This is a genomic window from Pseudomonas sp. 43mfcvi1.1, assembly GCF_900115935.1.
Lineage (GTDB): Bacteria > Pseudomonadota > Gammaproteobacteria > Pseudomonadales > Pseudomonadaceae > Aquipseudomonas > Aquipseudomonas bijieensis.
On the sequence record NZ_UETT01000029.1, the window covers coordinates 1 to 26930 of the forward strand.

24 protein-coding genes and 3 pseudogenes are annotated in these 26930 nt (G+C 54.3%); 15 read left to right on the plus strand and 12 right to left on the minus strand.

What is annotated here, in order from left to right:
• The coding region (locus tag DTP52_RS30730) for a TonB-dependent siderophore receptor (protein WP_146206894.1) at positions 1-701 on the plus strand (701 nt) is incomplete at its 5' end.
• 210 nt (positions 702-911) lie between these two features.
• Here the strand turns inward: DTP52_RS30730 and DTP52_RS31805 are convergent.
• The 4 genes and pseudogenes from DTP52_RS31805 to DTP52_RS30745 form a co-directional block, all read right to left on the minus strand.
• Positions 912-1766 (minus strand): methyl-accepting chemotaxis protein, encoded by an 855-nt coding sequence (locus tag DTP52_RS31805; protein WP_371925671.1) that lies wholly within the window; start codon positions 1764-1766, stop codon positions 912-914.
• A 9-nt stretch (positions 1767-1775) separates the two neighbouring features.
• Positions 1776-2897: pseudogene (locus DTP52_RS31810) on the minus strand (cache domain-containing protein); the annotation flags it as partial.
• A gap of 139 nt (positions 2898-3036) precedes the next feature.
• Positions 3037-4272, minus strand: a complete 1236-nt coding sequence (locus tag DTP52_RS30740) for an FAD-binding oxidoreductase (protein ID WP_109756654.1) — start codon at positions 4270-4272, stop codon at positions 3037-3039.
• Between the two features lie 12 nt (positions 4273-4284).
• Complete coding sequence (locus DTP52_RS30745; RefSeq protein WP_041020384.1) at positions 4285-4632, minus strand: RidA family protein; 348 nt, start codon at positions 4630-4632, stop codon at positions 4285-4287.
• Between the two features lie 459 nt (positions 4633-5091).
• Here DTP52_RS30745 and DTP52_RS30750 point away from each other — a divergent pair, with 459 nt between their 5' ends.
• The 10 genes from DTP52_RS30750 (at position 5092) to DTP52_RS30795 (ending at position 14983) form a co-directional block, all read left to right on the plus strand.
• A complete protein-coding gene (locus DTP52_RS30750) occupies positions 5092-5298 on the plus strand; it encodes a hypothetical protein (RefSeq protein WP_039011362.1) in 207 nt (68 codons plus the stop codon).
• Positions 5295-6431, plus strand: coding sequence for an aminotransferase class I/II-fold pyridoxal phosphate-dependent enzyme (locus DTP52_RS30755; RefSeq protein ID WP_109756655.1), 1137 nt, complete (start codon positions 5295-5297; stop codon positions 6429-6431). The genes DTP52_RS30750 and DTP52_RS30755 overlap by 4 nt, the downstream gene beginning before the upstream one ends.
• Positions 6431-7168 carry a histidine utilization repressor gene (hutC, locus tag DTP52_RS30760; protein ID WP_039011359.1) on the plus strand — a complete coding sequence of 246 codons (738 nt, stop codon included), beginning with the start codon at positions 6431-6433 and terminating at the stop codon, positions 7166-7168. Before DTP52_RS30755 ends, hutC begins: the two co-directional genes overlap by 1 nt.
• A gap of 368 nt (positions 7169-7536) precedes the next feature.
• Positions 7537-8319, plus strand: a complete 783-nt coding sequence (locus DTP52_RS30765) for a transporter substrate-binding domain-containing protein (RefSeq protein ID WP_025214429.1) — start codon at positions 7537-7539, stop codon at positions 8317-8319.
• A 55-nt stretch (positions 8320-8374) separates the two neighbouring features.
• Entirely contained in the window at positions 8375-9094 is a 720-nt protein-coding gene (locus DTP52_RS30770) for an ABC transporter permease (protein WP_025214430.1), read from the plus strand.
• Positions 9091-9801: an ABC transporter permease gene (locus DTP52_RS30775; RefSeq protein WP_025214431.1), complete on the plus strand. Its 711-nt coding sequence runs from the start codon at positions 9091-9093 to the stop codon at positions 9799-9801. Before DTP52_RS30770 ends, DTP52_RS30775 begins: the two co-directional genes overlap by 4 nt.
• A gap of 16 nt (positions 9802-9817) precedes the next feature.
• Positions 9818-10582, plus strand: a complete 765-nt coding sequence (locus tag DTP52_RS30780) for an ABC transporter ATP-binding protein (protein WP_025214432.1) — start codon at positions 9818-9820, stop codon at positions 10580-10582.
• A gap of 373 nt (positions 10583-10955) precedes the next feature.
• Complete coding sequence (hutU, locus tag DTP52_RS30785; protein ID WP_178082513.1) at positions 10956-12647, plus strand: urocanate hydratase; 1692 nt, start codon at positions 10956-10958, stop codon at positions 12645-12647.
• Positions 12644-14176: a histidine ammonia-lyase gene (gene hutH / locus DTP52_RS30790; RefSeq protein ID WP_076384066.1), complete on the plus strand. Its 1533-nt coding sequence runs from the start codon at positions 12644-12646 to the stop codon at positions 14174-14176. The genes hutU and hutH overlap by 4 nt, the downstream gene beginning before the upstream one ends.
• 474 nt (positions 14177-14650) lie before the next feature.
• The gene (locus tag DTP52_RS30795) at positions 14651-14983 is read left to right on the plus strand and encodes a carboxymuconolactone decarboxylase family protein (protein WP_025214435.1); all 333 of its coding nucleotides are present in this window, start codon (positions 14651-14653) and stop codon (positions 14981-14983) included.
• A gap of 370 nt (positions 14984-15353) precedes the next feature.
• Here the strand turns inward: DTP52_RS30795 and DTP52_RS30800 are convergent, their stop codons facing one another.
• The 5 genes from DTP52_RS30800 to DTP52_RS30820 all read right to left on the minus strand — a co-directional run bounded on the left by DTP52_RS30800 (position 15354) and on the right by DTP52_RS30820 (position 19696).
• Complete coding sequence (locus DTP52_RS30800) at positions 15354-15683, minus strand: co-chaperone YbbN (RefSeq protein ID WP_054069743.1); 330 nt, start codon at positions 15681-15683, stop codon at positions 15354-15356.
• 71 nt (positions 15684-15754) lie between these two features.
• Positions 15755-16450, minus strand: a complete 696-nt coding sequence (locus DTP52_RS30805) for a DsbA family oxidoreductase (protein WP_076384065.1) — start codon at positions 16448-16450, stop codon at positions 15755-15757.
• 172 nt (positions 16451-16622) lie between these two features.
• Entirely contained in the window at positions 16623-17177 is a 555-nt protein-coding gene (locus DTP52_RS30810; RefSeq protein WP_025214437.1) for an OsmC family protein, read from the minus strand.
• A gap of 363 nt (positions 17178-17540) precedes the next feature.
• Positions 17541-18104, minus strand: coding sequence for a TetR/AcrR family transcriptional regulator (locus DTP52_RS30815; RefSeq protein WP_025214438.1), 564 nt, complete (start codon positions 18102-18104; stop codon positions 17541-17543).
• A gap of 107 nt (positions 18105-18211) precedes the next feature.
• A complete protein-coding gene (locus DTP52_RS30820) occupies positions 18212-19696 on the minus strand; it encodes an amino acid permease (protein ID WP_109756656.1) in 1485 nt (494 codons plus the stop codon).
• A gap of 376 nt (positions 19697-20072) precedes the next feature.
• Between DTP52_RS30820 and metC the strand changes: the two genes are divergently transcribed.
• A complete protein-coding gene (metC, locus tag DTP52_RS30825) occupies positions 20073-21263 on the plus strand; it encodes a cystathionine beta-lyase (protein WP_025214440.1) in 1191 nt (396 codons plus the stop codon).
• Between the two features lie 298 nt (positions 21264-21561).
• Here metC and DTP52_RS30830 read toward each other — a convergent pair whose 3' ends face one another.
• Positions 21562-22488 carry an AEC family transporter gene (locus tag DTP52_RS30830; protein ID WP_025214441.1) on the minus strand — a complete coding sequence of 309 codons (927 nt, stop codon included), beginning with the start codon at positions 22486-22488 and terminating at the stop codon, positions 21562-21564.
• Between the two features lie 183 nt (positions 22489-22671).
• Positions 22672-23556, minus strand: coding sequence for a LysR family transcriptional regulator (locus DTP52_RS30835; RefSeq protein ID WP_054069741.1), 885 nt, complete (start codon positions 23554-23556; stop codon positions 22672-22674).
• 175 nt (positions 23557-23731) lie between these two features.
• On the opposite strand from DTP52_RS30835, the gene DTP52_RS30840 reads away from it, so the two are divergent.
• Entirely contained in the window at positions 23732-24121 is a 390-nt protein-coding gene (locus DTP52_RS30840) for a DUF2946 domain-containing protein (protein ID WP_054069742.1), read from the plus strand.
• Positions 24122-24323: 202 nt separating this feature from the next.
• Positions 24324-26309: a TonB-dependent receptor gene (locus tag DTP52_RS30845; RefSeq protein WP_038436690.1), complete on the plus strand. Its 1986-nt coding sequence runs from the start codon at positions 24324-24326 to the stop codon at positions 26307-26309.
• Positions 26310-26344: 35 nt separating this feature from the next.
• Here DTP52_RS30845 and DTP52_RS31475 read toward each other — a convergent pair.
• Positions 26345-26494, minus strand: a pseudogene (locus DTP52_RS31475) (GlxA family transcriptional regulator); the annotation flags it as partial.
• A 2-nt stretch (positions 26495-26496) separates the two neighbouring features.
• Here DTP52_RS31475 and DTP52_RS30855 point away from each other — a divergent pair.
• A pseudogene (locus DTP52_RS30855) lies at positions 26497-26930 on the plus strand (TonB-dependent siderophore receptor); the annotation flags it as partial.

Consider the following 26930-nt stretch of genomic DNA (forward strand, 5'->3'; position numbering starts at 1 on the left):
CGAATGTCAGCCTTTATACCCAATACAGTACCTCGGCCGAGCCGCCGGGAGGGACGCTTACCAGCGCCTCCATTGCCCAGGTGAGCGACTTCGACTTGAGCACCGGTCGCCAATTCGAGGTGGGCAGCAAGTTCGATTTTCTTGACGGTCGCGGCTCGGCCACCGCCGCGGCCTACCGCATCGTGCGCAAGAACATCTCCGTCCCCTCCTCGACGGTGCCCAACACCACCGAACAAGCGGGTCAACAAACCTCCACCGGCATAGAGCTGGCCGCTTCATTCAAGATCACGCCCAAGCTATTGGCGGCTGGTAACTTCAGTTGGGTAAGGGCTGAGTACGACGAGTTCAATGAAACCATCGCCGGTGTTGTGTTCTCGCGCAAAGGCAAGAATCCGGTGAATATTCCCGACCGCGTAGCCAATCTCTGGCTGACCTATGACGTGGCTCCTGACTGGCAGCTCGGGGCTGACGTGCGCTATGTGTCGTCGGTCTACGCCAACACCGCCAATACGACCTGGGTGCCCTCGTACACTGTCTATGGTTTGTCCATGACCCACGATCTGGACAAACACGTACAGGTCAGCGCGCGCCTGCGCAACCTGACCGACGAGGTCTATGCCCGTTTCATCCACCAGAGCAACACCCAGTATTACGTGGGCGAGCCGCGCAGTCTGGAAATCGCTGTGCAGTGGAAGTACTGACGACCCCGAACGGAATGCAGCACACGGTCTGGCGACCTGACAGGTCTAATCATGATTCGGAGCGCAGTCCTTCCCGCGTTGATCAGTCTGTTTGAATGGCCCGCTGGACGGGACCGCCAGGGACGGCGGCTTTCACTGTTTTTTCTCTGGGCTCAACGCTCACGGGGCTTACCCTCTAATCGGCAATTGAGCGTCCATTGTTCGTACGGACTAAAACTTGAAGCGCCCGACCAATCCTTGAAGCTGGCCAGAAATGGCCGTCATTCGCCCCGATCCGGCATGGGCTGAATGCGCGAACTCCTCTACCATCTGCGCATCGGCGTGGATCTGTGCGATGTGCCGATTGATCTCCTCCGCCACTTGATGCTGCTCCTCTGCCGCCGTGGCGATCTGGGTGTTCTGGTCGCGAATCGAGTCCACTGAAGCGCGGATCTTGTCAAAGCTGTCGCGGGCCCGCTGGATCCGCTGCACGCTAGCCTGGGACGCTTGCAGGCTGCCTTGCATCTGCTGGGTGACTTCCTGGGTACGGCGAGCGAGGTTACCCAGTAGGCTGTCTATTTCGCCGGTAGAGTCGGAGGTGCGACGAGCCAGGGCGCGAACTTCATCCGCGACCACTGCAAAGCCACGCCCTTGATCACCCGCGCGAGCGGCCTCGATGGCGGCATTGAGCGCCAGCAAGTTGGTCTGCTCGGCAATCGAGCGAATGGTGTCGAGAATCGCATTGATGTTATTGCTGTCTTGCTCGAGCAGCTGCATGGTCTGGGTCGATACCTGCAGCTCCTCACTGAGCTTGAGCACGCTGCCGGTGGCTTCGCTGATTTGCTTCTGGCCATCGTGCACGTCGCGGTAGCCTTCGTCAGCACTCGACGCCGCGGCACTGCAGGAACGTGCGACCTCATTGGCAGTGGCGAGCATTTCATTGAAAGCGGTGCTTACCAGTTCCACCGCCTCACGTTGGCGGCCGGCAGCCAGGTTCATGTTATTGGCGACTTCGTTGGTGTCAGCGGCAGCGACTTGCAGATCGGACGACGCATTGCCAATACGCTTCACCAACTGAGCGATCATGCTTAGAAACTGATTGAACCAACCGGCCAGGTTGGCAGTTTCGTCCTTGCCCCGTACTTGGAGTTGACGTGTAAGGTCACCTTCACCTTCGGCAATCTCTTGCAACCCATCAGCCACGCCACGAATCGGGCGCACGATCACGCTGGCAAAACCAGCACCAACGATGGCGAACACCACGGCCAATGCAACAGCGATGACTGCAATCAACCAGGTCAGGCTCATGGCGTCGGCCATCACTTCATCACGCTTGATCAGGCCGATAAAACGCCATCCCAGGCCATCGGAACTCAGGACGTTGACCATGTATGGCACACCATCGATCTCGACTTGAGTCACCCCATCAGCGCTTTTGGCCAATTCGGCATAGCCGGGTCCTAGCTCACCTAACGGCTTGAAATTGTTTTTGGCATTTGCGGGATCGACCAAGACATTGCCATTGGCCTCGACCAACATCAGGTAACCACTCTTGCCCAACTTGATGGCTTTGACCAATTCAGTCAGTTGCTTGAGCGATACGTCCACGCCAACGACGCCCACCGCGGCACCGCTCGCGTCATTGATCGTGCGGACCGTGCTGACCAGCACCATGTCATCGGGTGCCCAGTAATACGCGCCCGTCCTTACGGTTGAGCCTCGTGCGGCTTCCATGGCAGCCTTGTACCAAGGTCGCACCCGTGGGTCGTAGCTGGCCATTGTCTGGTCATCGGGCCAACCTGCAAAACCTCCGTCATTGAGTCCAAGGGAAATGGAAGCCGTGGTTGGGTGGGTTTCTGCGAAACTGTCGAATACCACCTGGATCTGTCGATCGACCTTCGTCACAGGCGTTTTCGGGGCGTCAGCGGCCGTATAGTTCTTCAATCCCTGAACGTTGGCGATCCGAGGGTCTTTGGCAAGGTATTCGACGTTTTGGCGGATGCTGTCGAAAAACTGCCGCATCCCGCGGTCAATCTGCCTGATTTCGCGGCCACTGCTATCCAGGAAACTGGCTTGCGCTGCGCTACGCAAGTTCAGTACGACAACCATTGCGACCAATATGACTGGCGCGCAGGCGATAGCGGCAAACGCCCACGTGAGTTTCTGTTTGATGTTCATGAGTACTCCTGGGCAGGCAGATGGAACGTGGGCGCCCATGGGTAAAAGCGCCCGCGGCGAGTGCCGTAAACGTTGCTCACACGACGTGGAAACGAGACAACTCGGTCGTCATTTTTCTTTCAGATAATGCCTGCCCTCCTCTCAAGAGGAGGGACGAGAAGGCCGACGCATCGTCAATTCAGAAACGCCCAGGAGCGAAGGGTGCCGGCTCGACCACTGGTGTTTCTCCCATCATTAATTCCGCAAGCAGCCGGCCACTGACCGGACCTAGCGTAAATCCTTGATGAGCATGGCCGAAGTTGAACCAGAGCCCCTTATGCGACGGCGCGGCACCAATGACCGGTTTCATGTCAACGGTACAAGGTCGCGCACCGCTCCATGGCGTCCGCTCAACCTGAGATCCCAATGCCAAGAGTTGTCGGGCCGCGCTTTCGGCCTTCCCTAGCTGCACTGGGGTCAGAGGCGCATCGAGACGGGCGAATTCGGCCCCCGTTGATAGACGCACACCACGCTTCATCGGCGCCAACATGTAGCCTTGCTCGGTATCAAGCACCGGGCGACTCAAGTTTGCCCCGTCGGCGAAATGGGCGTGATAACCACGCTTGATAAACAACGGGATGCGGTAACCCATGGGCCTCAGCAACTCTTGGGCCCAAGGACCAAGCGCCACGACGACCTGTGATGCTTCGACCGGCCCGGACTCGGTGGAGACTCGCCAGCCAGCTCCCGCTTGGCGCAATGAACGGGCATCGCCGCGTTCAAGCTGTCCGCCCTCACGCAAGAAGAGCCCGGCATAGCGTTGCACCAGCTCTCCCGGATCAACACAGGTCCAAGGTTGAAGCCAGTGAATCCCCCCAACGAGAGCTTCACCCAAAGCGGGTTCTGCGAGCCTGAGCCCGGCGCCGTCCAACGCTTGCGACAATACACCGTGCGCACTCACACGCTGGGCGCTCTCCATCGCCTTTTCATATTTTTCCGGGGTTCGAAAAGCTTGAATCCAACCTTTGCGCACGATCAGGTGTTGGGCCTCGCTTTGCTCGATCAACTCGGAGTGCTCGCTGATTGAATGCTCGACCAAGGTCCGAAAGGCGTCCGCAATAGCTCGGTAATGCCTTGGCGCTGAGTTGGCCCAATACCTGGTCAGCGTAGGCATGTACTCCGGCAGCGCACGCAGATGATAATTGACGCCGATATCGCGCTTGGTCACCACTCTCATCAGGCTCGCCAGGTCCCTTGGGAACCCGTACGGTTCAACGGCCTCGCGCTGGATGATCCCGGCATTACCGTATGACGTCTCGCGCCCGGGCGGCCCCTTGTCTACCAAGGTCACCGCACAGCCCCGGCGTTGCAGATGCAGGGCCGTGCTTATACCGACGATGCCGGCGCCCAGTACTACTACTTGTTTGTCGTTCACGCTGCCTCCAACTCAAGCACGCTGCTGCGCGATGACACTGATTTCAACCAACGCATCCACCACGAGGCCGGCACAGACGGTAGCGCGAACAGGCAAATTGGCCGTGAAAAACGAAGCATAAATCCGGTTGAACTCGGCGAAGTTACTCCGCTCGGTCAAGTACACCGTGACGCTCACCACGTCATCCAACGACAGTGACTCAGCTTCCAATGTTTGAGCAATGCGCATCAACGTCAGGCGCGTTTGTGCCTCGATACCCGCCGGGAAGCTGCCGTCCTCATTGAACGGCAGTTCACCGGATAAAAACACTAGGCCTTGGCTGTGGCGGACTTTTGAAAAGGGCAAATTGCTAACCGTCATGGGGGACTCTCTCTAAGCGGATTATGAAAGCGCCTATAGCAGGCGCCACTTTTAGCCATCGACTCGACCGAGCGTGTCACAGCAGATCGGAAATCGGTCTACAAGCCTGATCGATGAGACTGTATATACAGGACTAAGCATTTACCGTGCCTGTTAGACAAGGATCCCCTTCAGACCCCTGATCCGAAGTGGATCGAGCACTGCTTCTGTCCAAAATACTGTCCGCAGAAAGGCCTACCATGCGCTTCCTTTCGACTCATCAATGAGACAGCGGAAACACTACGATGCAACCTTCAGTTACACCTGAACAAATATTCATGTGAGCACCCCCTGGCCTGGAAGGCGTTTACGAGCAGCGATCAACAGAAAAGATAAGGCTTGGCCTGAACATTGCGTTACCCATATATACAGGATCATACAGCAACACTTCCTTGTGGCCCTGCACCTAAGAGGTAATCAATGAAAAAACTGCACCCGATGACTGCCGCGACTACCGAAGGGATGAGCCTCGCAGGCCGGATCGCCGAATTGGCGACACTCTTCCGCTACAGCCTCCCGCACGAAATCCGTCAAAGCGCTGAACAGCCGAGCCCGCAGCGCCCCCTACGGAACCATCCAGATCGCAATACCTTCCAGCAAAATTCCCGAGAGGTTAGCCTTGTATGAACGCCAACGACCTGACCTTGCTTGCTCGCGCTGAAGTGCGCGAATTGGCCAGTTACAACGCCGGCCTCGCCGCTGATGCAGTGCGCAAACGCTTCGGTCTGACACGCGTCGCTAAATTGGGCAGCAATGAAAACCCAATGGGCACCGCCCCCGCTGTCAACGCCGCGACCACCCAAGCCTGCCATGAGATTGCGCTGTACCCCGACTCAGGCTGCCAGGCACTACGCTCCGCACTCTCGGAAAAACTTGATGTTCCGGAAGATCGCTTCGTGTTCGGCAACGGTTCTGAGGATTTGCTGAGTGTCATCAGTCGAGTGTTTCTGGACCATGATGATGAAGTGGTTACCGTGGTGCCCTCCTTCGGCTTGCATTTCATTTTTCCAGTGGCAGCCGGCGCTCGGGTAATCGGTGTCCCCATGACCGACCAAGGCACTTTTGACGTGGCGGCGATGATTTCCGCCCTTACACCGCATACCCATGTGCTGATGTTTTCCTGCCCCTCCAATCCGGTTGGCTGCACCTTGAGCGCAATCGAATTGAAGCAATTGCTCGATGCATTACCTCCCAAGTGCTTGCTGGTGTTTGACGAAGCCTATTACGAATACGCCCGATGGGAGCCTGAGTACCCAGACTGCCTCGGCTTGATCCAGGCCAGCGGCAAGCCGTTCATTTTGCTTCGAACCTTCTCCAAGGCCTATTCATTGGCAGGTTTACGCATCGGCTATGGCATTGTCAGCGACCCGCTACTGGCCGATTTAATCAATCGCCTGCGCACCCCCTTCAACGTCAACCGAGTGGCCCAAGCCGCTGCAGTTGCGGCTCTGGCCGATGAGAATCATTTGAATGCCGGCCTCTCCCACGTCGCCAGCGAACGCCGACGACTGGAGATCGCACTGCGAGAGCAAGGCATCACAACCGCCCCCTCCATGGCCAACTTCCTCTTTTTCAGCACCCCTTATCCTGCCGAAATCATCAACCAGGCATTACTGCGCAAAGGGGTCATCATCAAGCCTTGGCGCGAAGCGGGATATACTCAGTACTTGCGGGTATCCATAGGAAGCTGTGAGGATAACGATCTTTTCCTTCATTCCTTGGCAAGAGTCCTTGCCGCACAAGAGACACGGACCGACTGATGATCAAAAATGCACCACAAGCGCTCTACCGACGCGCGAAGGATTTTGTGCTGGACCAACTTCGAGCGGGCGTTTGGAAACCTGGCGACCTGATCTACTCAGAGAACCAGTTGGTGCAAGAGCTGGGCATCTCGCGCATGACCGTCAATCGAGCCCTGCGCGAGCTGACCGAAGAAGGTCTATTGGTGCGGATTTCAGGTGTTGGAACATTCGTAGCCGAAAGCAAGCCGCAATCGAACCTGTTGCGCATCACCAACATCGCTGACGAGATTCTCGCTCGGGGTCATAGTTACGGCTGTCGCGTCCTGCACCTGGGACGCGAATCCGCATCGATGTCAGTCGCTTCCGCCCTGGGCCTGCCCACGGGCTCTTCGGTTTTTCATCTGGTTTGTGCGCACAGCGAAGAAGACGTGCCAGTGCAGCTTGAGGATCGTTACGTCAATCCCGAGCTGGTGCCAGAGTTCCTGAAACAAAAATTCGGCGAACACCTGCAACCGGCCAAATACCTTTTGCAAGTCATCAAGCCCGACGAAATGGAACATATCGTAGAGGCCTGCCACCCCAGCGCAGAGGAGAGCAAACATCTGCAAATCGATGCAACTGAACCTTGCCTGGCCCTCATACGCCGGACTTGGAGCCAAAACAAAATTGTCACCTTTGTGCGGCTCGTCCACCCCTCCTCCCGCTATCGACTGGGTAGTCGCTTACCCATGAATGCAGCTCACAGAGACGTCTGACTCTTCGACACATCTGCCGTAAAACTTGACCAGCGCCGCTTCCAAAGGGCGTCGGTCGCTTTCTGATTCATACATCACAATAGACCCAGGCCCTACGCCCGTAGTGACCGGAAAAACGAAACTGATCACCCCCCTCCCCTCGGCGTTTCCAGCCCTTCTTCCACCCATGCACATCCGAGCAGATAAATGGCTGCTTGATTGGCTATGCCTGTATGTACAAGTATGTATTTACGCGGTAAAGTCGATCCGTCACCTCGACACGCTTAAACCAAAAAATGGGCTCTGTGTACCACTCCCATAGCGACACACACGAGCTCCGTACCGCATCCGTGCGCTCAAGCGCTCTTTGGTCCTTAGGAATAAAAACAATGAAAAAATCTATTTTGACCCTCTCCGTACTGGCGTTGTGTGTGGCTGGCAGCTTTGCCTCGGCCAAGGAGTACAAGGAGTTGCGGTTCGGCGTTGACCCCTCTTATGCCCCTTTCGAGTCCAAAGCTGCCGACGGTAGCCTGGTGGGCTTTGACATCGACTTAGGCAATGCGATTTGTGCTGAATTGAAAGTGAAGTGCAAATGGGTCGAGAGTGATTTTGACGGCATGATTCCCGGCCTGAAAGCCAACAAATTCGACGGCGTGATCTCCGCCATGACCGTGACATCCTCGCGCGAAAAGGTCATCGACTTCTCCGATGAGCTGTTCTCCGTTCCTACCTCCTTCGTTTTCAAGAAAGGCTCCGGCCTGACCGAAGATATCAAGACGCTCGTCGGCAAGACGGTTGGTTATGAGCAAGGCACCACAGAGGAAGCTTATGCAAAAGCCGTACTGAACAAGGCCGGGGTCAAAACCCAAGCCTATGCCAACCAGGATCAGGTCTATTCGGACTTGGTGACTGGCCGTCTCGATGCCTCGATCCAGAATATGTTGCAAGCCGAAATGGGCTTCTTGAAGTCGCCGCAAGGGGCGAATTTTGAGGTAAGTAAAGCAGTCGAGCATGAACTGTTGCCCGCGAAAACCGCGGTAGGTCTCGCCCAAGGCAACGCCGATCTCAAGGCCCTGATAAACAAAGGCATCAAGGCACTGCATGAGGATGGCAGCTATGTAGCCATCCAGAAAAAACACTTTGGTGATCAGAATATCTACAGCGGTAAATAACACGCTGCGCCCATTTTCGGATGGGCGTTTTTCTTGATTGACGAAGGGCTGTCCAATGCTAGAAAACCTATTGCAGACTCTAGGCTTCAGCCTAAAGGGTTTCGGCCCGCTGTTGCTGCAAGGCTCCTGGATGACTGTCAAATTATCCGCACTGTGCTTGTTGCTGAGCGTGGGCCTGGGATTGATCGGTGCCAGCGCGAAACTCTCGAAGTCAGCCTTGCTACGCATCCCTGCGCAAGCCTACACCACGCTTATCCGCGGCGTGCCCGACCTGGTCTTGATGCTGCTGATCTTCTATAGCCTTCAGACGTGGCTGACGAATCTGACCGATGCCTTTGGCTGGGAATATATCGAAATCAATCCGTTCAGCGCAGGGGTCATCACCCTGGGCTTCATCTACGGTGCGTATTTCACCGAAACCTTCCGCGGAGCGATTCTCGCCGTTCCAAAGGGGCAATTAGAAGCAGCCACGGCCTATGGCCTGACCCGCGCCCAACGATTCCGCCTGGTGCTTTTCCCGCAAATGATGCGCTTTGCATTACCGGGCATTGGCAACAACTGGATGGTGATCCTGAAAGCGACCGCACTGGTCTCGATCATTGGTCTGGCTGACCTGGTCAAGGTTGCCCAGGATGCAGGAAAGAGTTCCTATCAACTGTTCTTCTTCCTGGTCCTTGCAGCGTTGATCTATTTGGTTATCACCACCGCATCAAACTATGTCTTGCGCAGGCTGGAAAGTTTTTACGCCGCAGGCACTCGGGAGGCCGTGCGATGATCGAGCTATTGCAAGAATATTGGAAACCCTTCCTGTACCACGATGGTTATCACATCACGGGCTTGGCGATGACATTATGGCTGCTCAGTGCCTCGCTCTTCTTCGGCTTCTTGATGGCGGTCCCGCTGTCGATTGCCAGGGTATCGAGCAACCTTTTCGTGCGCTGGCCCGTGCAGTTCTATACCTATTTGTTCCGTGGCACACCTCTGTATATACAGCTACTGATCTGCTACACCGGCATCTACAGCCTCGCTGCGGTGCGCTCCCAACCGCTTCTTGATGCATTCTTTCGCGATGCGTTGAACTGCACCATTCTGGCCTTTGCCTTGAACACTTGCGCCTACACTACGGAGATCTTCTCCGGGGCGATTCGCAACATGAATCATGGTGAAGTCGAAGCAGCGAAGGCCTTTGGGCTTCGAGGATGGAAGCTTTACACCTATATCATCATGCCGTCTGCATTGCGTCGCTCACTGCCGAACTACAGCAACGAAGTGATACTGATGCTGCATTCCACCACGGTCGCTTTCACCGCCACGGTACCGGACATCCTCAAGGTTGCCAGAGATGCCAATTCAGCAACATTTCTGACCTTCCAATCGTTCGGCATCGCCGCAGCGATTTACCTCGTTATCACTTTCTCTCTGGTCGGTCTGTTCCGTCTGGCTGAGCGCCGTTGGCTGTCATTCCTCGGCCCAGCTCATTAATTCAGGGTGCTTGAATATGTACAAACTGACCGTAGAAAACCTGCATAAAAGTTATGGCGACCACGAAGTCCTCAAGGGTGTTTCACTGAACGCAAAGGCCGGCGACGTCATTAGCCTGATCGGTGCCAGCGGGTCGGGCAAAAGCACCTTTTTGCGCTGTATCAACTTTCTGGAAATCCCTAGCAACGGCGCCATGAGCCTCGACAATCAGCCGATACGCATGATCCATGACCACCACGGCATGCGCGTTGCAAATGCAGATGAACTGCAGCGGCTGCGCACGCGACTGGCGATGGTATTCCAGCATTTCAATCTGTGGAGCCACATGACCGTGCTCGACAACATCACAATGGCCCCTCGCCGAGTGTTGGGGGTCAGCAAGAAGGATGCAGAGGAGCTGGCTCGGCGTTACCTGGACAAGGTTGGTTTACCATCGCGAGTTGCCGATCAATACCCGGCCTTTCTCTCGGGCGGCCAGCAGCAGCGCGTCGCGATAGCCCGGGCGCTGGCCATGGAACCGGAAATCATGCTGTTCGATGAACCCACTTCTGCCCTGGATCCTGAACTCGTGGGAGAAGTGCTGAAGGTCATTCAGGGCCTCGCCGAAGAAGGCAGAACCATGATCATGGTGACGCACGAAATGAGCTTCGCTCGTAAGGTATCGAACCAGGTGTTGTTCTTGCACCAAGGGCTCGTAGAAGAGCAAGGGCCGCCTGAGGAAGTGCTGGGGAACCCTAAGAGCGAGCGTTTGCAGCAATTTCTCAGCGGCAATCTGAAATAACCGAAGTGCCTTAAGCCGACTGGACACTTACCGCGCCTGAAAAATGTTTTCAGGCGCGCGATTGCGGCCGGAATGGTTCGCCGTTCTGTTGACTAGAAGAGCCCCGTGCGAGAGCAATCCCAGCGTCTTGCTATGGCTCAGCTCATGATCCCTGGCTGAAACTGTCACGGCGCGCCCAGTGCGCAAAGCTTGATGGCAAAACCTGCATCAATGCCATTCGAACGAAAAAAACTAATCACGTGAAGATAATCATGCCGACAACAATAGCGGTCAAAAATCTGCTTGATTAGGCTTGTATATACATGATTATATTTACTCGCCCGATGTAGCGAAAACCAACAATAAGCTGCAAGTCATTTCGAGAGGATTACCGGTGAGCAAACCACTCCATTTCCGCAATATCGAAATCCGCGCCCCTCGCGGTAACACGCTGACCGCCAAGAGCTGGCTGACCGAAGCGCCGCTGCGGATGTTGATGAACAACCTCGATCCGGAAGTGGCCGAGAACCCCAAGGAGTTGGTGGTCTACGGTGGCATCGGCCGCGCGGCGCGCAACTGGGTGTGCTACGACAAGATCGTCGAAAGCCTCACCAACCTGAACGACGACGAAACCCTGCTGGTGCAATCCGGCAAGCCGGTGGGCGTGTTCAAGACCCACAGCAACGCCCCGCGCGTCCTGATCGCCAACTCCAACCTGGTGCCGCACTGGGCCAGTTGGGAACACTTCAACGAACTCGACGCCAAGGGCCTGGCCATGTACGGCCAGATGACCGCCGGCAGCTGGATCTACATCGGCAGCCAGGGCATCGTCCAGGGCACGTATGAAACCTTCGTCGAGGCTGGTCGCCAGCATTACGATTCCAACCTCAAGGGCCGTTGGGTGCTGACCGCCGGCCTGGGCGGCATGGGTGGCGCGCAACCACTGGCCGCGACCCTGGCCGGTGCGTGCTCGCTGAACATCGAGTGCCAGCAGGTGAGCATCGATTTCCGCCTGAAAACCCGCTACGTCGACGAGCAGGCCAAAGACCTCGACGACGCCCTGGCGCGCATCGAGAAATACACCGCCGAAGGCAAGGCGATTTCCATCGCGCTGTGTGGGAACGCGGCCGAGATCCTGCCGGAAATGGTCCGTCGTGGTGTGCGTCCGGACATGGTCACCGACCAGACCAGCGCCCACGACCCCCTCAACGGCTACCTGCCGGCCGGCTGGACCTGGGACGAATACCGTGCCCGCGCCAAGACCGAGCCCGCCGCCGTGGTGAAGGCCGCCAAGCAATCGATGGCCGTGCACGTCAAAGCCATGTTGGCCTTCCAGAAAATGGGTGTGCCGACCTTCGACTACGGCAACAACATTCGCCAGATGGCCCAGGAAGAAGGCGTCGAGAATGCCTTCGACTTCCCGGGTTTCGTCCCGGCCTACATCCGTCCGCTGTTCTGTCGCGGCATCGGCCCGTTCCGCTGGGCGGCGCTATCCGGTGACCCGCAGGATATCTACAAGACCGACGCCAAGGTCAAGGAACTGATCCCCGACGACGCTCACCTGCATAACTGGTTGGACATGGCCCGCGAGCGCATCAGCTTCCAGGGCTTGCCGGCACGGATCTGCTGGGTTGGCCTGGGCCAGCGCGCCAAGTTGGGCCTGGCGTTCAACGAGATGGTGCGCAGCGGTGAGTTGTCGGCGCCGATCGTCATCGGTCGCGACCATCTCGACTCCGGCTCCGTCGCCAGCCCCAACCGTGAAACCGAATCCATGCAGGACGGCTCAGACGCCGTTTCCGACTGGCCGCTGCTCAATGCCTTGCTCAACACCGCCAGCGGCGCGACCTGGGTGTCACTGCACCACGGTGGTGGCGTCGGCATGGGCTTTTCCCAGCACTCGGGCATGGTGATCGTCTGCGACGGTACTGACGAAGCGGCCGAACGGATTGCCCGTGTACTGCACAACGACCCGGCGACCGGCGTGATGCGCCATGCCGATGCCGGTTACCAGATCGCCATTGATTGCGCGAATGAGCAAGGCTTGAACCTGCCAATGATCACTCTTGTTAAAGGAGCCAAAGCATGAAAACACTTAACGTTATCCCAGGCCAATTGAGCCTTGCCCAACTGCGTGCCGTTTACCAGCACCCAGTAAAAATCACCCTCGACAACAGTGCCTCTGCGCAAATTGAAGCCAGTGTCGCTTGCGTGGAGCAGATCCTCGCCGAGAACCGCACCGCCTACGGTATCAATACCGGTTTCGGCCTGCTGGCCTCGACTCGTATCGCCAGTGAAGATCTGGAAAATCTGCAACGTTCGCTAGTACTGTCCCACGCCGCTGGTGTGGGTGAGCCGATCAGCGATGCGCTGGTGCGGTTGATCATGGTGCTCAAGGTCAATAGCCTCAGCCGTGGTTTCTCCGGCATACGCCGCGTGGTGATCGATGCTCTGATAGCATTGATCAACGCCGAGGTGTATCCGCATATTCCGTTAAAAGGTTCGGTCGGCGCATCTGGTGACTTGGCACCTTTGGCGCACATGTCCCTCGTGCTGCTGGGAGAAGGCAAAGCCCGTCATAAGGGCGAATGGCTGGAAGCCACCGAAGCACTGAAGGTGGCCGGTTTGGCGCCGTTGACGCTGGCTGCCAAAGAGGGTTTGGCGTTGCTCAACGGTACCCAGGTGTCCACTGCTTATGCTCTGCGCGGTTTGTTCGAGGGCGAAGACCTGTTTGCAGGCGCCTTGGCCATCGGTGCGTTGACGGTCGAAGCTGTCTTGGGCTCCCGCTCGCCGTTTGACGCACGTATCCATGCCGCTCGCGGCCAGAAGGCCCAGATTGATACAGCTACTGCTTATCGCGACCTGCTGGGCCAAAGCAGTGAGGTCGCCGATTCGCACAAAGACTGCGGCAAGGTCCAAGATCCCTACTCTCTACGCTGCCAACCTCAAGTCATGGGCGCATGCCTGACCCAGCTCCGTCAGGCCGCGGAAGTATTAGTCGTCGAAGCGAATGCCGTATCCGATAACCCACTGGTCTTTGCCGTTGAAGGTGATGTGATCTCTGGCGGCAACTTCCACGCCGAGCCAGTGGCCATGGCCGCAGACAATATGGCATTGGCCATTGCTGAAATCGGCTCGCTGAGCGAGCGCCGCATTTCGTTGATGATGGACAAACACATGTCACAACTGCCGCCGTTCCTGGTAGCCAATGGCGGCGTGAACTCGGGCTTCATGATTTCTCAGGTGACAGCAGCAGCGCTGGCCAGCGAGAACAAGGCGCTAGCTCACCCCCATTCCGTAGACAGCCTGCCCACATCCGCCAATCAGGAAGATCACGTATCGATGGCACCCGCCGCCGGCAAACGGTTGTGGGAAATGGCTGAAAACACCCGTGGAATCCTGGCTGTGGAGTGGCTAGCGGCCTGCCAAGGTCTGGACTTGCGTGACGGCTTGAAGACGTCGCCCAAGCTGGAACTGGCCAGGAAGAGTCTGCGAAGCAAAGTGGCCTATTACGAGAAGGATCGCTTCTTCGCGCCGGATATCAATGCGGCCAGTGAATTATTGGCTTCCGGCTGCTTGAACGACTTGGTATTGAACACATTGTTGCCCAGCATCTGATAGATGATATCCGCCATGATCGCGTGAGTTATTCTAGCTGATAGTCCCGTACGCGTTAAATGCCCAGGCAGTTTTTTGCTCCACAGCTATGACGATAGATTCTCGTTTTGGCTGTGGAGCTTTTTATTGCTTCCCAGTAATAGTCTTATGTAAGTGCGCGGGAAAATTAGCTTGACAACAGCATTACACCCCTGAGGCTCCTTATGCGCTCAAAATTCTGATACCAGCAGCATTCCCTGATCATGCGAACTCCGCTCAAGTATCTCCTGGTTCTGAGCCGGGAGAGCTCATCACTACAAATAAGGCATTAACGTCAATGCCCTCTCATCACACCAGCTCACCCCTTCTACGTCGACCGCACGATCAAGCCATTTGTAGGACACACTTGCATACCTACCAACTGGATGGTATGTTTTGATCAGTTTCACACCTCCCCTACACCTACAGGGCACCGCGCCCAAAGTGGAATATCCCATGCAAGATTGGAAGCAAACTCGAAAAGACGTCAGCGCCCGCCTAGTGCAACTGAATGGCCTATCCCCAGAGACCATGAAAGGTTTGGCTTCTTTAGGGAGCGCCGGCGAAAGAACAAACCACCTCGACGCTAAGACTCGTGAACTGATCTCACTCGCAGTTGCCGTCACCACCCGTTGCGACGGCTGCATCGCTTTCCACGCAGCTGAGGCCAAAAAGCTCGGCGTAACGACTGAAGAGGTCTCAGAAGCTTTGGGCGTTGCGATTAATATGAACGCTGGCGCTGCATTGGTTTACAGCACTCACGTTTTGGATGCATTCGATAAATCTTGATACCCAGCAGTGCGGAAGGATCAATAATAGTAGAGGCTTAGCTACCCCCGTCGCCAGTTAAATCTGAGAAGTCGCTAAAGCCCTATAAGCTGTTCTGCATGCCATTAGCCAACCACGTCGTTGTGCTGATGGCCTGCCGATGAAATCAAAGTCTTTACATTATCCGAACTTCGTTATCGCTGATACTCCGGCTGAAGCGTAACTGTATTCAAGCAAAGGCTACGCTGGGCTAAACATGGCCTGGCCGGTCGCAAAGCGGAGCTTAGCTTGCCTATACGCCAGTCGGACACTTAGCCCAGCAACATCCTGACGCGCTTCCTACACTCATTCGGACAGTCAATTTGAGAGCGCATCGAAATTTTAGTCCGACCTACAGAACATCCTTTAAGTCAGCTAAGACTGCTTTCTTCAACGCGGCAGCCGATCGAGAGCCAGCCAAAACCAAACGTAATCGCCCTTCGTAGAAAATCGCCAAGGATGGAACCGACCGGACACCATGCATCTGGGAGATCGTGGGCGAAACAGCCACATCAATCTTCCCGAATGCGGCGCGCGACTGCAGCTTTTCTGCCAGCTCATTAAAAACCGGTTTCATTTCTTGACAGGGCTTGCACCAGGACGCCGAAAACAGCACAGCGCAGTTACCTTTTGCAACGAATCGGGCGAACTCTCCGGCTTTCACGTCTACAATACGGCTCATCTGCACTTCACCCACAACATCATTCCAAACCCAGAAATTGCGGCACCAACAGTGCCGAAGCATCTCTGGTATTAATTACATCCATCAAGCCCGCAAACTTGACTGCTGGACGACTCATGTTCGTCACTTGGTTCGAAATACATTTGATTGAGTGCTTGAGAAAAGATCTCTTGAGGCTGAGCCCCCGAAATAGAAAATGAACTATTGAAAACAAAAAACGGGACGCCCGAGTGAAATTGGCCCATAGCACGCTCGTCTTCCTGCATCCGGTGAAACAATTCATTAGATGACCACGCGAGTCGAATCGACTCATCAGAAACACCTACAGATTTTGCAATCGACTCTAAACTACCTCGGTCAAATAGTGACTTACCCTGGGTAGTACTTTGCTCATAGAGCGCCTCCACCAAGTGCGTCTTCAATACTTCATCGTCAATCGCTTTGACGAGGACATGCGCATCCGCGGTGTCACCAAACATCATGGTTTCAAAACGGTAATCAAGCCCTGAAGATTGGCCATATTGCTTTACCGCACTCATCATATTCAAAGCAGCGGTTGAACTACCTAATTTGACTTTAAGGGCTCTCACCATAGGCTCAGCAGTATGGTTAGGGGCAAGACGATACGCTCTCACGTTTACCTGAACATCGTCTTTGTACGGAAAGTCCTCAAGCGCATTCTCAAAACGACGCTTGGCGACCCAACACCAAGGACAGACGAAATCAGACCAAATATCCACTACAAACTTTTTCGAAATAGCGCTCATACACCCCTCTATATTAAAATAAATAAAAAACGCTGCTACCCATTGAGCAAAGTTCAAAAACCGTTTAAAAACAGAAAGCAACGCGCTCAATTACAATAGCAAAGGTAGCAACGCCAGTAGGCCTTGCCTACTGGCGCTCTCAAGGTTGTAAAGATGAAAGATCTGATAATTATCAGTCCTCACGAACCTCGAGGGTTGGCACCATGCGGATGGCTTTGGAGAAATTCGCGTAATTAACTGATGTTTTAATTACATTTTTGTGCAGTTCTTCTACACGCTCAAGAGGTGCATCGGTGTGAAGACGGATTACGACCCGCACTTGGTCGTACCCTGGGTTTACGCTCTCGTCGATGCCCAGAAAACCACGCAAATCGAGAGTGCCGTCGGTCTCAATTTCCAGACTGTGGATTTTAATGCCCATCATGGCTGCGTTAGCTGCGTAACCTACCGCCATACAGGCGTTCAGCGCGGCCATCAGCAGCTCTTGAGGATTTGGCGCCGAGTTCTGACCTAACAGTTCAATTGGCTCATCGGCGACGATTTCGAAATCACGCGAATAGGTTTCACCGGCTAAGCTGTAACGGCTGACTTTCGCCACAGAGCGCGTCTGGCCTTTCCACTGGGTATTGACGTTGAAGCTCGCGTGACGCTTATTCGCATCCTCCGCAACACCTTGAGCAAACTGCTGCAGAGCTACGACATCAATACCATTCAGATTAGTTGTCATTAAAAAACCCTCTATTGAACGCATTTTTTGGCTGGATAAATGTTACGCACAGCAATCCTACCTATTAGTAGGTTTGCTAGCAATAAAATTCTTTGACCTGGTACCCCACCTCCCACGTGCTAACGGTGCGATCAGCTCCTATCCCTAATTAAACGTAGCTTATGGCGAAGTACCGCCTGTCCGATCTGACAGGCGGAGAAACGCTTGGAAGGTGTGTGCGAACAGAAAACCTATTTGTGGGATTAGATCAGCTGTTGAGGTGGACTGCAGAGGGGGTAGAAATATGAAGCCCACCTAATAAGATGGGCAAACACAACGTGAAAGGCTTCCTACTGATTTTGGTAATCTGATTCTCAGTGTATATTACGAAACGACAATACTATTCAATATCAAATCAAACCCAGACTGATCAACAACTGTATCATTGAGCGCCCAAGATACAAAACTGCTACCCTCAAGCAAGCTCAATATCGCCCGTGAAACTGTTCTGGGATTAAGATCCGCCTTTATAACCTTTTCAGATTGACCCAATGCGAGATTATTTTCCAACCAAGCAATATGGATTTCAAAAAACCTCCTAGTCAAATCCTTAAGACTGTCCGGCAGAGCAGAAAGTTCGGCAGCGAGCGCACCACATAAGGGTAGCATTCCATTTTTTGAGCTATCAATAAACAGCTTAGAAAACTCTCTCAACCGAACGATCGTGTCGGTACTCTCTTCATTTATCAATTCTAGACTCTTCACAAACCTAAAAAGATAGCTATCAATAACGGCAATTCCAAGCCCTTCCTTTGTAGGAAAGTGATGATGAATACTCGCCTTTTTTATACCAATTTCGTCAGCCAAATCGGCATAGCTAAATGCAGCGTACCCTTTGGTACGCAGCAACAGCTCGGCAGTGGTTAAAAGGTCAGAACGAGTACTCATAAATCTTACCTTGCATTATTGACACACGCATATTAACTGCTTTACAGCCACGATTCAACTTAAAGCGATGAAAGCACGTCATAAACCGTGCTCTCATTGGCATTAAGCTATACTCCTACATGGCTCGAACTGTTCTCTATTTTTTCCGAGCGCACGGCTTTGGAACGGACGGCCTTTGCCCAACCCAGCATTAGAGCTCCAGCGACTACCGGTATAGATAAAACAGTATATGTTCCATTAGGATAATCGAAACCCAATAGCACCAGCACTACGAGCAAGAAACCCAGGGTCAGCCAAGAAGTAAACGGAGCACCTGGCATTCTAAACGAGACCATCTCGGCTTCACCTCTCTTCACCGCACGACGATACATTATTTGAGAAAGTACAATGAATGCCCAAGTGGAAAGGATCCCCAGAGAAACTAGATTAAGCAGCAGCTCAAATAGCTGGGACGGAATTAGAAAATTCAATAGCACGCCAAATACGTTGATCCCCATTGTCACTAAGATCCCCATATAGGGAACCCCTTGGGTGCTCATACGTTTAAACATCTTGGGGGCAGATCCTCCCATGGCTAGCGATCTCAGTACCCGCCCCGTTGCGTACAAGCCTGAGTTCAGACTAGAGAGTGCGGCAGTCATTACAACGATATTCATAACGGAGCCAATTCCAGGAATGCCGAGCGCTTCAAAGAACGTCACGAAAGGGCTGACATTAGCGCTGTAGGCCGTCCACGGCAATACAGTGACTAGCAAGAATACCGAGCCTACGTAAAAAAGCCCTATTCTCCAAACCACGCCATTGATTGCTTTAGGGATGACCCTTTTGGCATCTGCCGTCTCACCAGCAGCGGTTCCCACCAACTCTATACTCGCATAAGCAAAAATTACGCCTTGCACGATAATAATCGCCGGCAGAAAGCCATGGGGAAAAACACCTCCATTATCCGAGATCAAATGCAGACCCGGGATGTGCCCCGCCACCTCGTGGCCAGTTGCAAAAAAAAACGAGCCGACAATCAAAAAAATGCTGATAGCTGCCACCTTAATAACAGCAAACCAAAACTCCATTTCACCAAACCATTTGACACCAACCATGTTCATCAATGTCACAACGGCCAAGGCGCTAAGCGCGAATATCCACTGTGGAACGTCCGAAAAAACGCTCCAGTATTTCATGTATATCGCAATCGCTGTTATGTCAACTACACCCGTTAGTGCCCAAACCAAGAAGTACATCCAGCCCGCTACAAAGGAGGCGCGCTCCCCCATAAACTCTCTAGTATAAGATACAAAACTCCCGCTGCTAGGGCGGTGCATAACCAGCTCACCCAATGCTCTTAGTATGAAAAAGGCGAAAACTCCACACACTAAATACACCACCGCAAGTGCAGGCCCGGCAATTTGAAGTCTGGCCCCTGCTCCCAAGAACAACCCAGTGCCGATAGCTCCGCCGAGTGCCATCATCTGCACATGGCGTTTTTTTAGGTGTTTTGAGTAGCCACTTTCATGAGAGTCAAGCCAGTTCGATCTGTCTCTCAATTCGCTTTCACACTGAACGGCTGGAGCGGGCTGTACGTTTTTCTTTTTCATGTGTCACCCAAACAATTAATTTGCAGTTATTTTTCTTATCCCTTGCAAACTTAAGTCTTTCCTCCCCAGCTTCAAAGAGAAGAAAGAGAGCGCACCGCGCCTTCACCATTACGGTTATTAGGCCTCGCTCTAGAAATGTCCTCGCGCGCCATAAGCATCACATTTCGGTCGAAAAGGCCGAAACCATCAGGCACGAAAAACCTACCATCTACTCGGTAGCCATGCAATAGATTTTATAATACAAGGATAACTCTCTGTTTCTAAAGACTTTTTTACTAAACGCAAACCAAATGGTAGACATTTAATAAATTTAGTACTTTAATCTCAGTGACACGCGCAACGACACGCCCCCACTACTCAAGAAATGGCAGCCTGTATGAAGAAATATAAAACCGTGCAAACCCTGCTCGCCCATGCTTCTATCAACCCCAATCAGCATCATGGTTTCGTGAATACACCGGTTTACCGGGGCTCCACCGTAGCTTTTCCTACATCGGAATCGATGCGCGAGGGTCGCCAAAAATATTCGTATGGCCGGTGGAATAACCCTTCGACAGAGGCATTGACTCAGGCCCTCCAGCAGTTGGAGGGAGCGGAAGGCACGGTTCTTTGTCCTTCAGGGCTCTCGGCATGCACGACTGCCATACTGTCTGTCGTGGGAACTGGGGATCATCTGCTAGTTGCCGACAATGTGTATGCGCCGATAAGGGCTTTTTGTGAGCAGGTGGGTCAACGGCTGGGGATTGAGGTCTCGTTTTACGATCCGACAATAGGAGCCGGAATCGTTGACTTGCTCAAGCCGAACACTAAAGCGATCTATACCGAATCTCCTGGCTCCTTGACTTTGGAAATACAAGACCTCCCTGCTATAGCCAAGGTTGCACATGATCATGACATCCTAGTTATTGCAGACAACACTTGGGGCACCCCGCTTTACTTTCCTTCATTGGAACTTGGTGTTGATCTGTCCATCATGGCAGCTACGAAATATATCGTCGGTCACTCCGATGCGGTTCTTGGCACCGTATCAGCCTCCAAGCGCGCGTGGGACAGCCTCAAACGATTCCATTTCAGCATGGGCTTATTTGCGAGTCCAGATGACGTGACGCTGGCGCTCCGGGGCATGAGAACACTTGATGTGCGACTGGAGCGTCATTACAGAAACGCTACGATTGTCGCCAAGTGGTTGGAGACACGCGAGGAGGTGAAAGCGGTTTATTATCCTGCATTAGAATCTCACCCTCAGCACCAGTTATGGAAGAGGGATTTTAAAGGAGCGTCCGGTTTACTCTCCTTCGTGACCAAACCTTCAACACAAGTAGCGGCAGATGCACTTTTGGATAGCCTATCGTTGTTTTCAATTGGTTACTCTTGGGGTGGTTTTGAAAGCTTGGCGATGATTGCCGACCCCAAACCCGTCAGAAGTGCGACCTCTTGGGAAGTCGACGGGCACCTGGTGCGGCTTCATATCGGTCTTGAAGATCCATCTGATCTTATCTCCGATCTCGAAGAAGGCTTTGCGAGGTTCAATATGTTACGTAGCCAGCAGATTATCGAATACTCATGAAACTGTGTTAGGCACAGCGCATTATGGGCTGTGCCTAACGCGTGAAGGCGATCAACCCGAAGGGTTTGGCCGCCCGGCACCAACTCATGTTCTCGCTTCATAACTCGACCCGGTGTCGCGGCAGCAAAAGTCGTTTTCCAAACAGGAGTACGGTGTTCGAGGGGGGGCAGATGCAAAGTTTCCTGAAGTGGTCTGCTCATCTCTCGTTTGTCAATGAGTAACACCTGACACACTCGATCGAACCAGAGGCGCTTTCTTGTCGGTCTTACTTTACTCAATGTTTGTAAACACTTGACACTCAAACCCACTGGGCCATCACGAGGATAACCGCTGGAAGTGCTAATCCTGCCAGCATGGTCTGGCAAGCGATGATCCCAGCCATAAGGGGGGCGTCTCCCCCTAATTGCCTTGCCATGATGTAGGAGGATGAGGCTGTGGGCAGTGCCTGGAATAGAAGTGCTGCAACCGCGGCCTTTCCTTCAAGTTCGAATAGGTGGCACGCCAAAAGCGTAACCAGTGGCATGATTATAAACTTGGTCAGCGACGAGTAACCCACCGGGCGAAACCATTGTCTTATGCTTCCGAACTCAAGCGCAGCACCAACGCAGAGCAATCCGAGCGGCAGTGACGCTTGTCCCAAGGCCTTGAGCATCGGCTCAATACCGACAGGCAGTCCCCAGCCCGAGACCTGGATCAATCCGCCGGCGAAGCACGCGAGTATCAGTGGGTTCAATGCCAACTGCTTGAGGACTTTGCTAAATGGCATCCTGCCGGCTGACCCGTACTTCGCGAATACCATTACGCACAGGATGTTCACGCTGGGCACTATGGCCGCGTTCGCGACCGCTGCCAGGGCTATACCCTGCACACCGAACAGGCCCGCGGCTGCCGACACGCCTACGTAGTTATTGAAACGTATCCCACCCTGAAAAACCGAAGTGAACGCAGCATCGTCCATGGTGATCAGCGACTTCGCGCCCAACAACATTAGCGATACCACCACAGTCGAGAATACGAGCACCGAAACCATGCTTTGAAAGGGCACGCCATCAAGGTTGGCGGTCGCCAGTCCGTGAAAGAAAAGAGAAGGCAGCAACACGTAATACGCCAGGCGCTCTGCCTGTGCCCAAAAAGTATCCGTCAGAAATTGACGACGCTTGAGCCACGCGCCCAGCACGATCAGTAGTGCGATGGGCAACAAGGCAGTCAACAAGGAAAGGGTCATACGCGTGCCTTGGTTTTTTGTGCCGACGGTTCACATCCCACAATCAGTCGGCTCATCAGCGGCATGTCTACGGCAGGTCCAGTGATCATGGTGCCCTCAAGAACTCACTTGTACGAGGACCACGATAAGAGGTCGGACTCCAAAATAAAAACGTTTTAAACTTCAGCAATCAACAAGTATTACTCATGGTTTATCGTGCAAGATATGCGCTTTCACCGCGTTCGCCAGGGCTGCCGCCAGTCGCCCAAGGGGACGATCTTCGCGCTCCAGCAATACCACGCGCCTGGTTTTTTGAGGCATGCCGAACGGCCCAACGGCCAGTGTTTTCAAGCTTGCGACTTGATGTCCAGAGAGTGGAATGATGGATACGCCCAGTCCGCTTGAGACCATCTGGATAATCGCATCCTGGCTATCCAGTTCCATGCTGGTCTGCACGCGCAGCCGCATAGCGCGAAGCTCTCGCTCAATCGTTCGACCTGCCCAGGCGCGACGATCAAATCGAATGAACGGCTGGCTTTTGAGTAGAAGCTTCAAGTCCTCATGCGCATGAGACACCGGCGCGATGATCCAGAACCCTTCCTCGTAAAGTACCGTGCTTGCCAGGCCATAAGGGTGTGGCTTCACCGGCTCCGTGGTGATCGCAACGTCAAGCTCGCCCGCCTCCACGCGCGTGGCCAACTCAGCGGACATTCCCGACGCAACAGTAATGCGCAGGTGAGGATGCTCAGCACGCATTGCCGACAACGCGATGGGCAAGGCGCTCGCCAGCGCTGTATGAATGGCACCGATTCTGAGCCTGCCGCGCAACTCAGTGTCGCCTCCAATCTCGGAGGAGATCCCGTCGTATAGGGCTAGAATTTCTCGCGCGCGCTCAACGGCAATATGGCCTGCATCCGTCAGCACCGGCAACCGTCGTGAGCGGTCAAACAGGCGTGTATTGAAATCCTCCTCCAAAGACCGAACATGAAGGCTGACAGCTGATTGGGTCAGGTGCACGGCGTCCGCTGCTCTAACAAAAGAACCGTATTGGGCAATGGCAAGCAGTGTTCGAAGCGCGCGTAATGACATAGCCATTCATCCTGTAAATTGGTGGCCGAGCTTACCAGTTGGGGCAGGCGCATGGTTTGGATGGAGCCTCGCTCCTGCCTCTCCAATGACCTGAGGCGATATGGCGCACCCGGGTAAAATTTACTTCAGTCATTAAAGCGGGCTAAATAGCCGCCCCTTCGCGGCGATTTCATCTATGGGTTCGTTGAAACGCATTCGTCCCTGGATTGCCTGTCTGGCCGTCCTACTCAATCTGTTCGCCATGCCGATGAGTCGTGCGATGCAGACGCCGGACGTGCGCCTGATGCTTTGGGGTGGTTTTTGTTCGGGCGGGAACTTGAGGGCCTTGCCAGCAGACCTCGGCAAGATGATTGATGCCTTGCAGCTGCCCCAGTCGAAACCTGTCATGCAGCATGGCGACTGTTGTTGCGGCCATGCAGGATTGGCAGCGTTACCGTCCAACTACTACCGGCATTTTCTCCCGCAGTACACTTCCAACGCTGCCCTCGAAAACCCTGAATTGCCGACGCTGCATCCGCGGATCCGTTGGCCCAGCTTGAGTCCACGCGCCTCCCCCTTCGCCTGATCACAACACCGCTAACAGTGCGGTGCTGCCATCTTTAAATTCTTTAGCGACCTGCGATGGACGCTGAACGCCCTTAAAGTTTCTTGATCATCAGGAAGTGCGTGCTATGCCTGCTTCAACTACTTTGCGCCCCGCAACGCGTTTGTCTGTGCACCGTCCCCTATGGCCCCTGTTTTCAATAGGCGTGCTCACGTTGAGCCCGATGTCAGTGGCATTAGCTGAAGCCAGCAGAGTCGAAAGTTCGACCCTGACCCTGGGTGCAGTCAGCATTCAAGGTTCCGCCAGCGGACCGTTAAGCACAAGTAGCGTGCTTAGCTCAGTTGATATTCTGGGTGCTGACATCCTTGAAAAGATGCCGGTCAACTACAGTTGGGAGCTGTTCAGCCGCGCGCCTGGGGTGATGCTGACCGAGTTCAATCAAGGCACCACCTCTGGCAAAATCTCCTTTCGAGGCTTCAATGGCGAAGGGGAAGTGAACGCGGTCAAATTGCTGATCGACGGCATTCCGAGCAACAGCAATGACGGCAACATGCCGTACATGGACATGATTTTCCCCATGGAGCTGGACAGCATCGAGGTGGTGCGTGGCACCAGTGATGCGCGTTATGGACTGAATAACATTGCTGGCAACGTCAATATGCTGACCCGCACGGGTGGCGACTACAACAAGGCGCGGCTGCGTTATGGCAGCTTCAATACTCAGGAAGCCCAAATCGCCAAGGGCTTTGAGAGCAGCAACTGGACTCAGAATTACTTCTTCGCCTATCAAAAATCCGATGGCTACCGGGATCATGCCGAGGCAGACAAGTTCTCAATGTCAGGCAAATGGTTCTATATGCCGGACGACGGCAGCTACCGCATCGGATTGGTCACTCGTCATTACGAAACCGAGGCTCAGGAGCCAGGTTATCTGGCTGAGGATGATGCCCGACATCATCCGGAAATGACTAACAGCTTCAACTCAACCGACAAGGGCACCCGGCGCATGAACCAGGTCAGTCTGCATTTCGATACAGACCTGGCTGACACCCTTGCCTGGTCAGCGAAGAGCTACGTCAACACCTTCGATGACAGGCGCTGGACACAATACTGGAGTTCGAGCTCGCAGCAGGAGCGTGACAACTACGAAACGCAATATGGGGCGCTCACCTCTCTGACTTGGCGCCCGGAAGTCAGTTGGCTTTACGATTTCGCCCTGGAAGGTGGTACAGACATACAACAGCAGCAAAACAAAAGTGAGCGCTATCGCACCAAAGACCGTGCGCGTCTGGCGACTACGCGCGACCAGCAGTTCGACTTCGATACCTATGGCGCTTATGTCCAGGCCGAGATCAAACCGCTTGAATCTCTGAAGATCATACCGGCCTATCGGGTCGACAAGATCCAAGGCGATTTCACCAATGAGATGACCGGCATGGACTACGACATCAACGACTACGGGTTGATCAAACAGCCGAAAATCAACGTCGTGTATTCGCCGTGGGATGTGGCCAGCTTCTACGCGAATTGGGGACGTACCTTTCAAGTGGGCACCGGGGCTGCGGCTTATAAGATTCCGCCCAGGGATACCGACCTAGCACCGTCGATCAACGAAGGCTGGGAAACCGGAATCAAGTTCACGCCGGCTGACTGGGTGGACGGGCGTGTTGCCTATTGGCAGCAAGAGGCTTCAGGTGAAGTCAGTCGCCGGCTGAACGACCCGAGTGGTGAGTCAGACAACGTTGGTGAAACTCGGCGGTGGGGTTATGACTTGCAGATGAACCTGCACCCAAACGATCGCACCGAAATATGGATGGCGTACTCCTGGCAGTATTCGAAAATCCTCCAGCCGAGCGCCACTCTGCCTAACAGCGAAGGTCAGGAAATCGACCATATCCCGCATCACCTATACAACGTGGGCATCAGCTATGACGCGACACCTGCATTACAGCTGACCGCCTGGATGAACGGTCAGACTAACTACTACCTTGAACGGGAAAACACGAAGGGAACTTATGGCGGCTACGTGCTGATGAACCTTGGCGCAACCTACAAGGTAACGCGGTCAGTGAGCGTCGATCTGCAACTGAAGAACCTCACAAACCGATATTACGAATACGTCTGGTACGACCCGGACGGTGCTCAGGCATCCCTCCACTCGCCAGGTGATGGTCGCGCGTTTTATACCGGAGTGACCGTAGATTTCTAGGGGCGATAATGACTGAAGCTTTTCGGTTCCAGTCATTAGCTAGACAGTTCGGCAGTGTGCTCACTGTTGCTCGTCTTTCGGACCGGGCTCATTTCACGACAAAACATTCGCCTGTACTCAGAAGGCGAGGTGCCGAGCTGAACGCCGAATTGTTGCCTCAAGGATAAGGTGGTGCCAAAACCTGCTCAACCGCTTCAACAACTACAACGTCGAGGATGGCCGCTACGAGCAGCGCACCCGCTGGATACGCTCGATCACGGACTACCAGCTGGACGACAATACCCAGTTGCGCAATACCTTCTACCACTACGATGGCCAGCGCGATTACCGCAACCTTGAGGTCTACCGCTACAACAGCGACAACAGCGCCATCGCCCGCTCCGGCGGTTACCGCCAGCGGCACGACCAGGAGGTCAACGGTGACCGCATCGAGCTGACTCACCAGGCTCAACTGTTCGGCCTGGCTAGCGATTGGGCGCTGGGCGTGGATTACAACACCAACCAGCAAACCAACTACCCGTTGTCCAAAGGCGCCTTCGACACCATCGATCCAGATGGCTTCGAGCCGGGCCACTTCCTGGACATTCCGGGGATGGATGCACCGCGCAGTAAAGGTCGCAG